The sequence below is a fragment of the Niabella sp. genome (genome assembly GCF_030150205.1).
Classification (GTDB): Bacteria; Bacteroidota; Bacteroidia; order Chitinophagales; family Chitinophagaceae; genus Niabella.
In genome coordinates, this window is record NZ_JASLGT010000002.1 from 35,001 (window position 1) to 49,367 (window position 14,367).

The window sequence follows — 14,367 nt, forward strand, 5'->3', positions numbered from 1 at the left end:
ATGCAAAAATCTTTGTATCTTTAATATAAAGATGACCTAATGGAGCACCCGCTGATGTACCGTATTGCCCTGACCCTTGTTCCCAATATCGGGCCTGTTATTGCACGGCTGTTGTTACAGCATTTACAACCGGAAGAGATCTTTACTGCACGAAGAGCTGTATTGGAAGGCATTGAAGGCCTGGGTAAGTTGCGGGTTGATAGTATTCTGAAATTTAAAGATTTTTCACAGGCGGAGAAGGAGCTGGAGTTTATTGAAAAGCACGGGGTCCAGCCGCTTTTTCTTACAGATGATGCTTATCCGCAGCGGTTGCTGAATTGCTATGATGCGCCGGTGCTTTTGTATTATAAGGGCAGTGCCAATCTGAATCAATCCCGTATTGTGGCTATTGTAGGCTCCCGGGTTCATACAGAATATGGCCGGTTGGCCTGTGAACACCTGGTGAGTGAATTGCAGGGGAGTGGTGCGCTGGTCATTAGCGGGCTGGCGTATGGCATCGATTCGCTGGTACATAAATATTCCCTGGCGGCCAGCCTGGAAACGGTAGGGGTACTGGCACATGGGCTGGATAAGCTATATCCGCCGGAACATTTTGCGATGGCGAAGGAAATGACCGGACAGGGCGGTTTGCTGACGGAGTTTGTAACCGGAACTCAGCCGGACCGGCATCATTTCCCCAGCCGGAACCGGATCGTGGCGGGCATGAGCGATGCTACCGTGGTGGTGGAAACAGAGATCAAGGGAGGAAGTATGATCACCGCGGAGTTGGCGAATGGATATTACAAGGATGTATTTGCCTTTCCCGGAAGAACTTCAGATAAAAAAAGTAGTGGCTGTAATCATCTGATCAAAACCAACCGGGCACAGCTGCTGACGGATGGAGAGCAGCTATTGGAAACCATGGGCTGGGTAGCAACAAAGAAGCCGGTAAAAAAACAAACAAAGGAATTGTTTATCGAGTTGTCGGCCGAAGAACAGGCCATTGTAACACTTTTGCAGGAGCGGCAACAGGCAGATATTGATGAATTGCACCTGCGTTCGGGCTTAAGCACCAGCCGGGTTGCCGTGGCCGTGCTTAACCTGGAAATGCAGAATGTAATCCAGGCACTGCCGGGGAAGATGTACCAGCTGCTGTAACTGTCCATTGTTGTTGGGCAACCGGATTATCTTACCAGGGGCTTATCCGTATTCCTCTCATTATTACAAGATGCCATTTTATTTCTCAAACCGGAATGCGCTGCCTAAAAGACCGCCCAGCCCTATGCGTACTCCATAAGTTGTTTTCAATAAAGGCTGATAACCGGCAATCACATCTACCCTGAATAGTTTAAAAATGTTCTCAATGCCGGCAAAGGCCTCTGCGTAATATTGATTTTTATTCACATAAAAGGCATTGCTCCCGGCCACAAGGTTCCACTTCAGCTTGTTGAACAGGGGGATTTTATTCGTCAGCAAACCATTAAAATGATGCTCAATATTTCCTTCGGTATAAAAACGGGCAACATTGCTGTATGCATAATAGGGTGCCAGCTGAAAGCTGTTCAGGTATTTAATATTGTAAAATGTTTGATTGCCGTTGAAATGTTTCATATCCGGGATGGAATAGGCATTGGCACTCAGGAATCCACCAGCCCCTATCCGGTATTTGAATAGCCCTGCAAGGCGGAAGTTTTTATCGTGTGTCATGTCCAGCGACCATTTATGATAATTTACATCGCTGCCTAATAATTGCGGGATACCCGCCGTATAGTTGAACGTAAACACCGGTTTGTCGGATCCTATGGATGCTTTATAGTTGGGATACTGAACGTATTTCTGTCCGGGTTGATAGCTAAGCGTAAGGCTCCCGATCAGCGCCTGGTGCGGATTAAAAGCGATCTGTTGCAATGCATCCGGATGATTGGGCGTAAACATCTTGTTCCGGTTGAAGAACGAAAAGCCGGAGGTGTTTTGCAGCGGAATGCGGTCTTCATACAGGAGGCCTGCATTGACGGCAAAACCGTTTTCAAAGCGATTGTTGTAGCGGATGCTTCCAAACCGGTTTTCGTATAACTTCATAAAATTGCTCCTGAAAAACAACGTATAAAAGGTATTGGTCAATGCATTAATCGGTTCATCGGGGTTGAACTGCGATACCCGCGTTCCGCCGGAGAAACTTAAATACCGGTTCCGGTAGGGAAGCTCTTTGGGTCTGATGGTAAATGTTCCATAGCTATTGAAATGATGATTTTCAAAACCATAGCGCAGGTTCCAGCGCAGGTCGTATTTGTATTTGCTTTTTACGGGTGTATAATTGAAGGTCTGATCTGCTTTTAATGCCCCCCCTTCCACGGTGTTATACTCCAGTCCTTTTAACAGGCCTTTGAGATTATAGGTGAGGGTATGGTTTTCTGAATACCAGCGGTATTGCTGGTTGCTCCACAAGATGTTCCATATGGTGATTTTCTGATGCCGTCTCAGGGAATCGTAGTACGTCTTTGGGCGGTTCCGGTTCAGGGCGCTTACACTATCGCGGAATGCATAGTATCTTTTTTCATCGTTCTCCAATGTTACCGGCCGTTCCTGTTTCCAGAAGTTTGAATCTCTTTTATAGTACCCCGTATCATATTTAATAACAATATTGTTGAAGTAGTTTGCCGCGTATCGCGGATGCAGGTTATAATTGCTGTATACGTTTACAAAGCTGCCTATGCCGCTGAACCCAAACTGGTTAAAGGAGAAAGATAAGATCTGGTTCCTGGTTTTCCATACACCGGGCGCAACCGGGCTATGCAGCTGCTTAATGTGGAGAGTATCGATCAGCTCCAGCTGGTAATCTTTTGTCAGCATCAGGTCGAGGCTGTAAATATGCCAGCTGGTATCGGCTATTTCTATGGTGCCGGAAAACAGCGGTTCATTTTTTCTTTTGGGAATCACGCGGATGGTTTTTACGGTGATGCCGTCACGGGTATACGTGTTTAAAAGTTTGTACCGGTAAAAATTGAGCGCCGCATCTGCAATCGGTGAAATATAACCGCGGGAACCGTTGCCCAGATCAAACACGGCTACGTTGTTGGTATAAAAGGAGGTGACCTTTGAAAAGTTCAGTCCCATATTGCTGCCCCGCTCGTAACTGGAAAGCACAGTGGTTTTTGAATGATTGGGTCTTGCCTCATCCAGCTGTATCGTCGATTCAGACAATAATAATACGCCCTTACCCATCGTGTCCAGTCCGTCGTTGGCGTCCCGTTCTACCTTTTGACCCAATACTTTTTTAGGAATATTCCGGGTGCGGATGATCCCCTTCAGGTAAATGTTTACGGATAAGGAATCCGTTTGATGTTCGTAATACGATTTCTTTTTTATGGCCTGCCGGATGATGCGGTAAGCCGGGTCTTCCCCTTTACTTTGAACGACCACTTCTCCCATCAGGTGATCGTTGGTGTAAAGTACCGCATTTAATACCTGTTCTTTGTCGGTAATGGTCAGTGTCTTTTCAAGCGGAATGTACCCTACATATTCAAACACGATGGTGTAGGTACCGGGTGCCAGTGTAAGGGCATAAAACCCTTTACTGTTGGCTGTGGTTCCGATGCTGGTTCCTTTTATGGTAACGGAGGCGTAGGGCAATGCCGATCCGTGCTCGTCAGCGATCAGGCCCTTTACAGGAGCTGCAGCAACCACATCCAGAAGAAAAAAGGCAATGGCAGTCAGTATAAATGTTTTCATTGTTGTGATTCGTATGTGTTGGTTTAAATGTTACATCATCCGGTATAATGCAAACGTCCAACGATTCTTTGAAAAGGAAAAGTTAAATGCAGGCAGGCCTGGAGGTAAAATCCTGCGATATTAAAAAACAGGCCCCGGATCATCTCCGGGGCCTGTTGCATTCTATTCGTAAGGTTTGTTATCCATCTTTTCTTTTGGGCGGAAGGGTGATCCAGTTCCTGCCCTCGCGTGCAATCAACGCTTCTGCATCTTCAGGCCCCCAGGTACCGGGCGCATAATTGGGAAAGTCAACCGGCGGACGGTTTTCCCAGGTTTCCTGTATGGGCGCTATTACTTCCCAGGCCACTTCTACCTGGTCCCCGCGCATAAACTGGGTGGGGTTGCCCATCATTGCATCCAGCAACAGGGTTTCATAGGCCTCAGGCTGGGGCGCATCATAACTGTCGCTGTAGCTAAACACCATGTTTACGGGGTTCAGCGACATGGTTTGGCCCGGGCGCTTGGCCTGGAATCGCAGGCGGATGTCCATCTCCGGCTGAATGCTGATGGTTAAGCGGTTGGAGCGCCAGGTTTCGGAAGCTTCCGGCGGGAAGGCGTACTTGGGCGCTTCTTTAAACTGTACGGTGATCAGCGTGGTTTTCTCTTTCAGGAATTTCCCGGTGCGTACATAAAACGGCACATCCTGCCAACGCCAGTTATCGATATAAAATTTTACGGCAGCAAAGGTTTCTACAGATGAATCGGGTGCCACACCTTTTTCTTCGCGGTAGGCCTTCTCCTGTTGTCCCTGTACCCATCCCTGGGAATACTGGCCGCGTACGGCATATTGCTGCACTTCTTCTTTCTTAATCTTCCGGATCGCATTCAGCACATCCGATTTTTTATTCCGGATCTCATCGGCTTCAAAAGAAACCGGCGCTTCCATAGCCACCATGCATAACAATTGCAGGATGTGGTTCTGCACCATATCACGCAGGGCGCCCGAACGTTCATAATAACCACCCCGGTCTTCCACACCAACGGTTTCTGCCGCGGTGATCTGTACATGATCGATATAGTTCCGGTTCCAGATAGGTTCAAACAAGGCATTGGCAAAGCGCAGGGCCAGGATGTTCTGTACCGTTTCCTTTCCAAGGTAGTGATCAATGCGGTAGATCTGGCTTTCATCAAACATTTCCGTCAGCAGGCGGTTCAGTTCTTCCGCACTCTTCAGATCATGTCCAAAAGGCTTTTCAATAACGATCCGCGCCTTATTCTTATCCCTGGCTTTTTCCAGTTTGTTTAAATTGGTAGTGATCTCCGGTACCAGCTGCGGTGCTACCGCCAGGTAAAAGAGCACATGCACTTCTACGCCCCATTCCGCTTCATAATCGCTGATGATCTTTCCCATGGCCACATAGTCATCCGGCTTATCTACATCCATCCGCAGATAGGATACCTGCTGCGAAAATTTTTCCCAGCTTCCGTTGCCATCACTTTTCCGGCGCGAAAATTCATTGATACCTTCCAGCAGGTGATCCCTGAATTTTTCATTCGAATAATCTGTACGCCCGGTACCGATGATGGAAAATTGTTCCGGCATCAGGCCATCCAGCCAAAGGTTATACAGGGCAGGGGTCAGTTTACGCTGGTTCAGATCTCCGCTTCCGCCAAATATAAAAAGGACCGTAGGCGCGGGTTTTTTTGTATGATTGCTTTTAAACATGATTCAGTGCTGCATTAAAATTTGTTTGCAAAAGTAGGACTAAAAAGAAAAACGGGGGTATTGTTTGTGTGTTCCGTTGGTTTTCAATGCGCCATAACTACGCAAACGTTTGCGCATATGGACAATTACACCGGTACTAATGGCCCGCAGAAAAAATGATTATGTGGGCATCCGCATTGACAAAAAAATATATTTATAGGCCTGTAACCCGCTTTCACAGCGGGTTACAGCGTCATGAAATTGCAAGATCTGTGTGATCAAATGGTAAAACCATGGATCGTATTTCCATTTTCCCTTACCTTTGCACATGGCAACAAGAAAATCTTCTGCAGCTACTGCAAACAACCCCAAGATCGCCTTTGAAGGCTTAACATTTGATGATGTATTATTGGTTCCGGCATTTAGCCAGGTGCTGCCGCGCGAGGTAGATATCCGTACCAGGCTTACAAAAGACATTACTTTAAACATTCCCATCTTATCCGCAGCCATGGATACGGTTACGGAAGCGGCGCTGGCTACGGCTATTGCGCGCGAAGGAGGATTGGGTATCCTGCACAAGAATATGAGTATTGAAAAGCAGGCGGAACAGGTGCGAAAGGTAAAGCGGAGTGAGAGTGGCCTGATCCTGGATCCCATCACCCTGCTGGAAGATGCCACCATCGGAGACGCGCTGAAACTGATGGCCGAAAATAAAATAGGCGGTATTCCCGTAATTGATAAAAACAAGAAACTGAAAGGAATCCTTACCAACCGGGATCTTCGTTTTGAAGATAACCCCGCACGCAAGGTAAGTGAGGTGATGACCAGCACGAACCTGATCACCGCACCGGAAGGTACCGATCTGAAAAAAGCAAAAACGATCCTGCGCCAGCACAAGGTAGAGAAGTTACCGGTGGTTGACCGTCAGGGTAAGCTGATCGGGCTGATCACCTACCGGGATATCCTGCAGGTGACCTCGTTTCCCAATGCTATTAAAGATTCCTTTGGCCGTTTATTGGTAGGGGCCGGTGTGGGCATTACCGGAGACGTGGCAGAGCGGATCGATGCCTTGCAGCAGGTAGGTGTGGATGTGGTGGTACTGGACAGCGCACATGGACATACAAAAGGCGTACTGACTGCATTGAAAAACGTTAAGAAGAACTTTAAGAAACTGAATATTATAGCGGGTAATGTAGGTACTGCTGCCGGGGCCCTGGCAATGGCAGAAGCAGGTGCCGATGCCGTAAAAGTAGGGATCGGACCTGGTTCCATCTGTACTACGCGTATTGTAGCCGGGGCGGGAATGCCGCAGCTGACGGCGATTATGGAAGCCGCCTCAGGACTGAAAAGAAAAGGCGTACCCATCATTGCCGATGGTGGTATCCGGTATACCGGCGACCTGGTAAAAGCGCTGGCTGCAGGTGCAGATTGCGCCATGATGGGCAGTATTTTTGCCGGTACGGAAGAAAGCCCTGGTGAGACCATCATTTTTGAAGGACGTAAATTTAAGGCCTACCGTGGAATGGGTTCGCTGGGTGCGATGGCTAAAGGCAGCAGCGACCGCTACTTCCAGGATCCGGAAGATGATGTAAAGAAATTTGTACCGGAAGGTATTGAAGGCCGGGTGGCTTATAAAGGCACCTTAAAAGAAGTGATCTATCAATATACCGGCGGACTTCGTGCAGGGATGGGGTATTGCGGTGCAAAGAGCATCAAAGATCTGCAGAACGCCCAGTTTGTAAAAATTACCAATGCGGGTATGAATGAAAGCCATCCGCATGATATCGATGTTACAAAGGAAGCGCCGAATTACAGCCGGAAATAATTATTGTTTAAGTGAATGGGTCATGGTGCATGGTAAATGGATCATGACCCATTTTTTTTAAAAAAACAAAAAACAAATTTCAAATATCAAAAAGCAAAACCAATCACCATTCATACCATGAAACACATTATACTGCTATTGACATTGTTTATAGGCCCTGCGATTGCTAACGCACAGGTAAGTGTGATCACCCGCGCAGCGGAAGCGTACAGCAATTTTAAATTCCGGGGAGCCCGGCTGCTCAATGTGAATGAAGTTCGTATAGGAGACAAAGAGGAAAACGTATTTATTTTTTCAAAAGCTGCAAAAGGCGCTCAGCCGGATACCATGTACCTGCAGCGATATACTAAGGAAAAAGGAACCTGGACGGTAAAGGCCGATACGATGCTGACGCATCCCGGAATCATTATGAACTGGGATGCCCGCAAGGGCTTTTTCGATGGTGACAGTGATGGCAGTGCGGATGCCTATTTTATCTACAGCCTTACAGATGCCCGTCAGCAGCAGCAGTCGGTACACCTGTTGTTTTCAAAAGGCACTGCATTTTATACAATCAGTGCTACAGCCTCGGATGGATATAAGCGGAACCTTTACTCCAAAAACTTTGAACGTCTTTCACCAGAGATCAAAAAAAGGCTGATGGAGGTCTGGGAACGGCTGGATAAGGAGTGATTTTTTAAAGGCTAAGCGTTAAAATTCAAAATTCAAAAAGCAAAGAACAAAAGACAAAATTTCAAATAACGGCAGATCATCTGAATGCTAAAAGCTAAAGGCTGAAAGCTGGATGCTAAACGCTGTTTAGGTTCCATTTTCTTAAATGCCTGTACTGCATCCCCAGCTATATCTTCTGATAACTGAAAACTGATGACTGAAAGCCGTTTAACATTAAATGCCGTTTCTAGCTCCATGAGCATTCCTGGTGGCAATCAGTTATCAGCAATCAGTTATCAGATGTTTGCGTTCAGGGCAAGAAGATCATTATTCAATGCAGATCTTCTATAGGTCTGTTGTGCTGGAAGGTAAAGGCTAAATGCTGTTTAGGTTCCATTTTCTTAAATGCGGGTACTGCATCCCCAGCTATATCTTCTGAGAACTGAAAACTGATGACTGAAAACCGTTTAACATTAAATGCCGTTTCTAGCTCTATGAACAAATGCTAAAAGCTAAAAGCTAAAGGCTGAAAGCTGAACGCTTAATCCGCTTTATTCACACTCCCGGCCCCATTTGCGGAAGAGCTTACCTTTGGATTGCCCTTGTACCTGATGCTGGAGGCTCCGCTGGCATCTGCCGTCAGCTGAACGCTGGCGAACACATTGGCCGTACTGGCCCCGCTGGCTTCAATATTGGTCGTTTCAGCTTTTAAATCAAACGCATGAATGGTGCTGGCACCGCTGGATTCGCCTTTGATATCGCGGGTTTCCCCGGTAATATTCAGGGTAGAAGCTCCGCTTACATCCATTTGCACGCTGGGTGCTTTTACCTGGAGGGTGGCATTGGAAGCCCCGCTGATATCCAGGGCAAATGGCTCGTCCTGGATGATCTTATTATCAACTTTCAAGGTGGATGCTCCGGACAAAGCCGCCTTTTTCACCACCGGCATGGAAATATAAATTTTGATATCGTTGCTGGGTTTCAGGTTCACCTCATCTTTTTCATCAATATCCAGTTCCCCGTCTTCAACGCGTGCAATGATATATTGGAAAAGGTTCTCATCTGTTTCGATCTTGATGCTAAACACCGAATCCTGTTTCAGGAATACCGAAGAAGCGTTACCGATATCGATGCTGTTAAAACCCTTCAGATCATAGGTTTTACTCACAATTTTCCCGTTGCCCTTAATGCGCTGCTGATCAATGATATTACAGGAGCCAGCAAGTAACACAGCAACCATCCCCAAAAAAAATAACTTTTTCATCCTCTGTTTTTTAAGTTTATAATCGTTTTATTGCTTCCCGGAAACACGAAACGGGCAATGTTCCCTGTTATAAAAATAAATGTTTCAACACATAACCCCGTAATTTAACCAAAGGTTCTCCGGATTCTGCACCCATGTGATTTGCAATTTTATTACCTTCGCGCATCATGACCGAAAAAATCTTAATACTTGATTTTGGCTCCCAGTATACCCAACTTATCGCGCGCAGCGTAAGGGAAGCCAATGTTTATTGCGAAATCATTCCCTATTCTAAATCATTTGAATTCGAAGGCAATTTAAAAGGAATTATCCTTTCCGGATCGCCCTTTTCGGTAAATGATGAAAATGCGCCGGTTATCAGCGTAAAAAGCCTTCTGGGCCAGGTGCCGGTACTGGGCATCTGTTACGGGGCACAGCTTTCTACCAAACTCTTTGGCGGAAGAGTAGAAAAAAGTAGTAAACGGGAATATGGCCGGGCCCAGATGCAGATCGGGCAGGCCGGAGACCCGCTGATGAAAGCAGTGGAGCCCAAAAGCCAGGTATGGATGAGTCATGGTGACAGCATCCTGGAACTTCCTACCGATTTTAAAGTGCTGGCTACCACCGAAAGTATTCCGGTAGCGGCGTTTAAATATTCCGGAGAACAGCACCCGCTTTACGGATTGCAGTTTCACCCGGAAGTGTATCACAGCATTGAAGGAAAAAAAATATTAAAGAATTTTCTTACGGATATCTGCGGTTGCAGCCAGGACTGGACGCCCGCTCATTTTGTAACCGATACCGTAAATGCCCTGCGGGAGCAGATCGGTGACCGCAAGGTGATCATGGCGCTGAGCGGCGGGGTAGATAGTACTGTAGCAGCCACCCTGATTCATAAGGCGATCGGCGACCGGCTTTACGGCATTTTTGTAGACAACGGCGTATTGCGGAAAAATGAGTTCGAACAGGTGCTGGAAACCTATAAGCAACTGGGCCTGAACATAAAAGGAGTAGATGCAAAAGCGCTTTTCTATAAAGAGTTGAAAGATAATCCGGATCCGGAAACGAAACGGAAGATCATCGGCCGTCTTTTTATTGACGTATTCCAGGATGAGGCCAACCAACTGACCGATATCGATTTCCTGGGACAGGGCACCATTTACCCGGACGTGATCGAGAGTGTTTCGGTACATGGTCCGTCGGTAACCATCAAATCGCACCACAATGTGGGCGGACTTCCGGAGAAAATGCACCTGTCGCTGGTAGAACCCCTGCGCTTTCTTTTTAAAGATGAGGTGCGCAAGGTAGGACGTGAGTTAGGCATACCGGCAGCACTGATCGACCGGCACCCGTTCCCGGGACCAGGCCTGGCAATTCGTATACTGGGCGAGGTAACCGAAGAAAAAGTAACATTATTACAGGAGGCGGATGCCATTTATATCAATGCGCTAAAAGAAAGCGGCCTGTATGCAACGGTTTGGCAGGCTGGAACAATCTTGTTACCGGTGAAGAGCGTTGGCGTAATGGGAGATGAGCGCACGTACGAATATACGGTAGCCCTGCGGGCGGTAACCAGTGTGGATGGAATGACGGCGGACTGGGCGCATCTTCCCTATGATTTCCTGGCAAATGTTTCTAACGAAATCTGTAACAATGTAAGAGGAATTAACCGGGTGGTGTATGATATTAGCAGCAAACCGCCGGCTACCATAGAATGGGAATAATATTTGCTAGGGATATACCGGTTTCGCGGATCGTTCTTTTTACGAAGCGGCCGGAAACAGGTGATCAAATATTCTTGTGACTATGAAGAAATTATCATTATTGGTACTCCTTGCTGTTTGCCATATGTTGGCAGTAACGGCACAGGTAACGGGCACCCAGCGGCATAAAATGGCCATTTTTACTCCTTTATACCTGGATGATGCCTTTAGCGCAGATGGTTCGTATAACTACAATGGAAAGTCATTTCCAAAAGCGTCTATACCCGGACTGGAGTTTTATCATGGGGCGTCGATGGCCATTGATTCCCTTGAGCAGCTGAACCTTCCGCTGGATATTTATATTTACGACTCCAGGTCGTCAAAAATGTCATTGGAAAGCCAGGTAAACAAAGCGGCGTCCGACGGTGTGGAACTGATCATTGCAAACTGTGCTATCAGTGAACTGGACCGGTTATCCAAACTGGCAGCCTCCAAAAAGATCGCACTGATCAATGCGGTGACACCCAATGATGGCAATGTTCGGGATAATCCCTATTTTGTGGTAATGAACCCTACCTTGCCCACGCAGGGCGAGCAGATCTATGCCTATCTCAAAAAGAACTATCCCAATCAGCAGATCATCTATCTCACGCGTAAGGGCAGTTCTGAAAATTACCTGCGGTCCGTTTTTGAAACCCTCAACAAGCTGGACAGAACCACGGCCATGCATATCCGGTTTACGGATGTAAAGGACACCTTGTCACAGGCCCAGGTTACAGCGAACCTTTTCCCGGACCGGCCTTCGCTGTTTGTGATCGGCTCCCTGGATAACAGTTTTTCTGAAAAGCTGCTGACCCAGTTGTCGCGGCTAAGCAAAACCTATCCGCAGATCACCATAATGGGCATGCCCACCTGGGACAATCTGAATTTTTCAAAGTATAAGGGGCTTGACCTGGTATACAGTACCCCGTTTTACAGCTCAAGGCTCGATGCTGCCAGCCGGAATATCATCAGCTATTATAATTCAAAAATGTATGCAAGGCCTTCGGACCTGGTTTTCCGGAGTTATGATCTTACCTATCGCTTTGGCCGGCTGTTAAACCAGTATGGTAAAAACCTTTCGGCAATGCTGGCCAGTAAGGAATACCGGGTATTTTATGATTATGATATACAGCCGGTGAGTAAAACCAATAAACTGGATTATTACGAAAATAAAAAACTGTATTTCCTGGAATATTCCAATGGCAGTTTTAAAAGAGTGCGCTGATTTTCCCGCGGGCGGGATCAGTTTCCTTTAAGATCATCCAGCACACTTTTTTGAGAGGCGATGATCCGGGATTGTTTCTGCTGCTGATCCAGGTTTTTCTGCATTTTTTCTTCAAGCTCCTTATAGGCATCTTTTAGTGATTGTAGTTTTTGCTCTTCCGTAACAAGAACGTCTTCCTGTTTCTTTATCTGGAAGATCGCATCACTTCTTTTTACATCGGGCGCAAGGCTTTCCAGGAAGGTTTTACCATTGGTGGCCAGTGTTGCAGCGTCTCCCACCACATTATTACCGCCTTCCATAATCATATATAACGTTGTTTTCTCTTTTCCATTTTTAGCCGATGGCATCGTTTTGAAGGTATAATCCAGCACAGAACGGGTAATGGATGGTATGCTGCTGTTGTTATAGGAAATAAAACCCTTGGCAGCGGTATATTTTAACTGCAGATCCGCCATTTTCGCCTTTAAAGCGTTTTCCACCACGGCCACCGGATAATCGTATTCCACCGCAAGTGCCGGCTGGTCGAGCTTTTTATACCGGATCTTTCCTTCAAAAGCCTTTTGTGCAAAAGAAACAGTGCCGGTCAGTGTAAGCAACGCCAAAATCAACGAAAACTTTTTCATGTTAATTTGTATTTTTATAGAATGATGTATTGCGAAGGTAAAAAGATGTTATTCCAACCCCAAATTTTACCCGGTAATATCATTTAGCGGAACAATAGTATACTTTTAAATAATACGAAGATCCATTGAGCGGCATTAAACAACTGGCGGGACAAACGTTATGGTATGGCGTTCCAACTATTTCAAAAAGGTTTCTGGGGTATCTCATGAATCTTGCGCTTCCGTTAATTTTTGCCCAGCCGGCATCCACGGCCGACCTCACGCAGATTTATGCGATTATTCCCTTTTTAAATGTGTTGTTTACCTACGGACTGGAAACGGCTTATTTTCGCTTTTCACAAACGGTGGATCAAAAAAGGCTGTATAATACGCTATCCATTTCCCTGTTGGTTTCTACGGTTTTGTTTACCGGAATGCTGCTTTTCTTTAAGCAAAGAATCGTTGTATGGGCGAGTCTTGAGCAAACCCCCTGGTTTGTTAACTATATGGCCGCAATTATATTCTTTGATGCGATTTCTACACTTGCTTTTGCAAAGTTGCGGCAGGAAAACCGGCCGAAGCGTTATGCGTTTGCCTGTATTTCCGGCGTATTTACCATGTTGGTTATTGTCATTCTTTTCCTGGCGGTTATTCCCAGGTACCTTCATACGCATCCCCACAGTTTACTAAATGCGATCTATAATAGTAAAATAGGCATCGGGTATTACCTCATTGGAAATCTGGCAGGAAGTATTGTTACTTTTCTTGTGCTGCAAAAAGAGTTTCTCCAGATCCGGTTTCATTTTGATAAAAAGTTATGGCAGGAGGTAATGAAGTACGCGTTGCCGCTGATCATAGTGGGCATGGGCGGTATGATCAATGATATGATGAGCCGTTTGATCTATCAGCATGTAGTAGATCTGCCACCGGCACAGGCAAAGCATGAACTGGGTATTTTTGGCAATATCTTCCGGCTGGCGGTGGTGATTACGATCATGATCCAGGCATTCCGGATGGCGGCTGAGCCTTTTTTCTTTAACCAGTCAAAAGGAGAAAATGCACAAAGAACGTATGCCCGGATCATGAAATTTTTTGTGATTGCCTGCTGTTTTATGTTTTTGCTGATCAGTCTTTATATTGATGTGGTAAGCTGGTTTTTTAAAGCCATTCACCGCGAAAGTTGGGTGCAGGGACTTAATGTGGTGCCCGTACTGGCATTGGGAAATATCTTTCTTGGAATTTACTATAACCTGAGTATCTGGTACAAATTAACAAACAGGAATATGACGGGAGGCGTTATTACCATTACCGGGGCTGTTATAACCATTGTTTTAAATGTATTGCTCATACCCAAATACCATTACCTGGGTGCCGCAATTGCTACATTTACCTGCTATTTATCGATGATGGTCATCAGCTATATCCTGGGACAAAAATATTATCCCGTGCCTTATGCACATAAAAAGCTGCTGGCATACCTCATCATCGTTATCGTGTTGTATGCGGTGCACAGAGGCTTTGTTAGCCTATGGAATAATCATTGGTTCAATTTGGGAACGGCTACGGTGTTGCTGATGCTGTTTGCTGTTTTTATTCTGAAAGTAGAGCGGAAAGAATTTCAGCGGCTGCCTGTTATCGGGCGGTTCCTTCATTAACCGGAAAAGGAGTGGCCGGTTTCCGTAGG

General features: G+C 46.3%; 10 protein-coding genes. 6 read left to right on the forward strand and 4 right to left on the reverse strand.

The features are described from left to right. Positions 1 to 39: 39 nt before the first annotated feature. Entirely contained in the window at positions 40 to 1,137 is a 1,098-nt protein-coding gene (gene dprA, locus Q1V85_RS00715; RefSeq protein ID WP_300596406.1) for a DNA-processing protein DprA, read from the forward strand. Between the two features lie 78 nt (positions 1,138 to 1,215). Here the strand turns inward: dprA and Q1V85_RS00720 are convergent, their stop codons facing one another. Further along, positions 1,216 to 3,708, reverse strand: a complete 2,493-nt coding sequence (locus tag Q1V85_RS00720) for a DUF5686 and carboxypeptidase regulatory-like domain-containing protein (protein WP_300596408.1) — start codon at positions 3,706 to 3,708, stop codon at positions 1,216 to 1,218. 178 nt (positions 3,709 to 3,886) lie between these two features. After that, complete coding sequence (gene zwf, locus Q1V85_RS00725; protein ID WP_300596410.1) at positions 3,887 to 5,413, reverse strand: glucose-6-phosphate dehydrogenase; 1,527 nt, start codon at positions 5,411 to 5,413, stop codon at positions 3,887 to 3,889. A gap of 307 nt (positions 5,414 to 5,720) precedes the next feature. Here zwf and guaB point away from each other — a divergent pair, with 307 nt between their 5' ends. Both guaB and Q1V85_RS00735 read left to right on the forward strand, forming a co-directional pair. Next, on the forward strand, positions 5,721 to 7,217 hold the full coding sequence (gene guaB / locus Q1V85_RS00730; protein ID WP_300596412.1) for an IMP dehydrogenase: 1,497 nt from the start codon (positions 5,721 to 5,723) through the stop codon (positions 7,215 to 7,217). Positions 7,218 to 7,334: 117 nt separating this feature from the next. Next, positions 7,335 to 7,889: a hypothetical protein gene (locus tag Q1V85_RS00735; RefSeq protein ID WP_300596414.1), complete on the forward strand. Its 555-nt coding sequence runs from the start codon at positions 7,335 to 7,337 to the stop codon at positions 7,887 to 7,889. A 520-nt stretch (positions 7,890 to 8,409) separates the two neighbouring features. On the opposite strand, the gene Q1V85_RS00740 is transcribed toward Q1V85_RS00735, so the two are convergent. After that, positions 8,410 to 9,132, reverse strand: a complete 723-nt coding sequence (locus Q1V85_RS00740; protein WP_300596416.1) for a head GIN domain-containing protein — start codon at positions 9,130 to 9,132, stop codon at positions 8,410 to 8,412. 167 nt (positions 9,133 to 9,299) lie between these two features. Here Q1V85_RS00740 and guaA point away from each other — a divergent pair, with 167 nt between their 5' ends. After that, positions 9,300 to 10,835, forward strand: a complete 1,536-nt coding sequence (guaA, locus tag Q1V85_RS00745) for a glutamine-hydrolyzing GMP synthase (RefSeq protein WP_300596418.1) — start codon at positions 9,300 to 9,302, stop codon at positions 10,833 to 10,835. A gap of 82 nt (positions 10,836 to 10,917) precedes the next feature. Then, the gene (locus Q1V85_RS00750) at positions 10,918 to 12,081 is read left to right on the forward strand and encodes an amino acid ABC transporter substrate-binding protein (protein WP_300596420.1); all 1,164 of its coding nucleotides are present in this window, start codon (positions 10,918 to 10,920) and stop codon (positions 12,079 to 12,081) included. Between the two features lie 17 nt (positions 12,082 to 12,098). Here Q1V85_RS00750 and Q1V85_RS00755 read toward each other — a convergent pair whose 3' ends face one another. Then, positions 12,099 to 12,704, reverse strand: a complete 606-nt coding sequence (locus Q1V85_RS00755; RefSeq protein WP_300596421.1) for a hypothetical protein — start codon at positions 12,702 to 12,704, stop codon at positions 12,099 to 12,101. Between the two features lie 125 nt (positions 12,705 to 12,829). On the opposite strand from Q1V85_RS00755, the gene Q1V85_RS00760 reads away from it, so the two are divergent. Continuing rightward, positions 12,830 to 14,338: a polysaccharide biosynthesis C-terminal domain-containing protein gene (locus Q1V85_RS00760; protein WP_300596423.1), complete on the forward strand. Its 1,509-nt coding sequence runs from the start codon at positions 12,830 to 12,832 to the stop codon at positions 14,336 to 14,338. Positions 14,339 to 14,367: the final 29 nt, after the last annotated feature.

What these genes read in the sequence shown, in the direction of transcription:
- Q1V85_RS00720 (WP_300596408.1), bottom strand. Translation starts at nt 3,708, where the DNA reads ATGAAAACATTTATACTGACTGCCATTGCCTTTTTTCTTCTGGATGTG.
- Q1V85_RS00735 (WP_300596414.1), top strand. Translation starts at nt 7,335, where the DNA reads ATGAAACACATTATACTGCTATTGACATTGTTTATAGGCCCTGCGATT.
- guaA (WP_300596418.1), top strand. Translation starts at nt 9,300, where the DNA reads ATGACCGAAAAAATCTTAATACTTGATTTTGGCTCCCAGTATACCCAA.
- dprA (WP_300596406.1), top strand. Translation starts at nt 40, where the DNA reads ATGGAGCACCCGCTGATGTACCGTATTGCCCTGACCCTTGTTCCCAAT.
- Q1V85_RS00740 (WP_300596416.1), bottom strand. Translation starts at nt 9,132, where the DNA reads ATGAAAAAGTTATTTTTTTTGGGGATGGTTGCTGTGTTACTTGCTGGC.
- guaB (WP_300596412.1), top strand. Translation starts at nt 5,721, where the DNA reads ATGGCAACAAGAAAATCTTCTGCAGCTACTGCAAACAACCCCAAGATC.
- Q1V85_RS00755 (WP_300596421.1), bottom strand. Translation starts at nt 12,704, where the DNA reads ATGAAAAAGTTTTCGTTGATTTTGGCGTTGCTTACACTGACCGGCACT.
- Q1V85_RS00750 (WP_300596420.1), top strand. Translation starts at nt 10,918, where the DNA reads ATGAAGAAATTATCATTATTGGTACTCCTTGCTGTTTGCCATATGTTG.
- zwf (WP_300596410.1), bottom strand. Translation starts at nt 5,413, where the DNA reads ATGTTTAAAAGCAATCATACAAAAAAACCCGCGCCTACGGTCCTTTTT.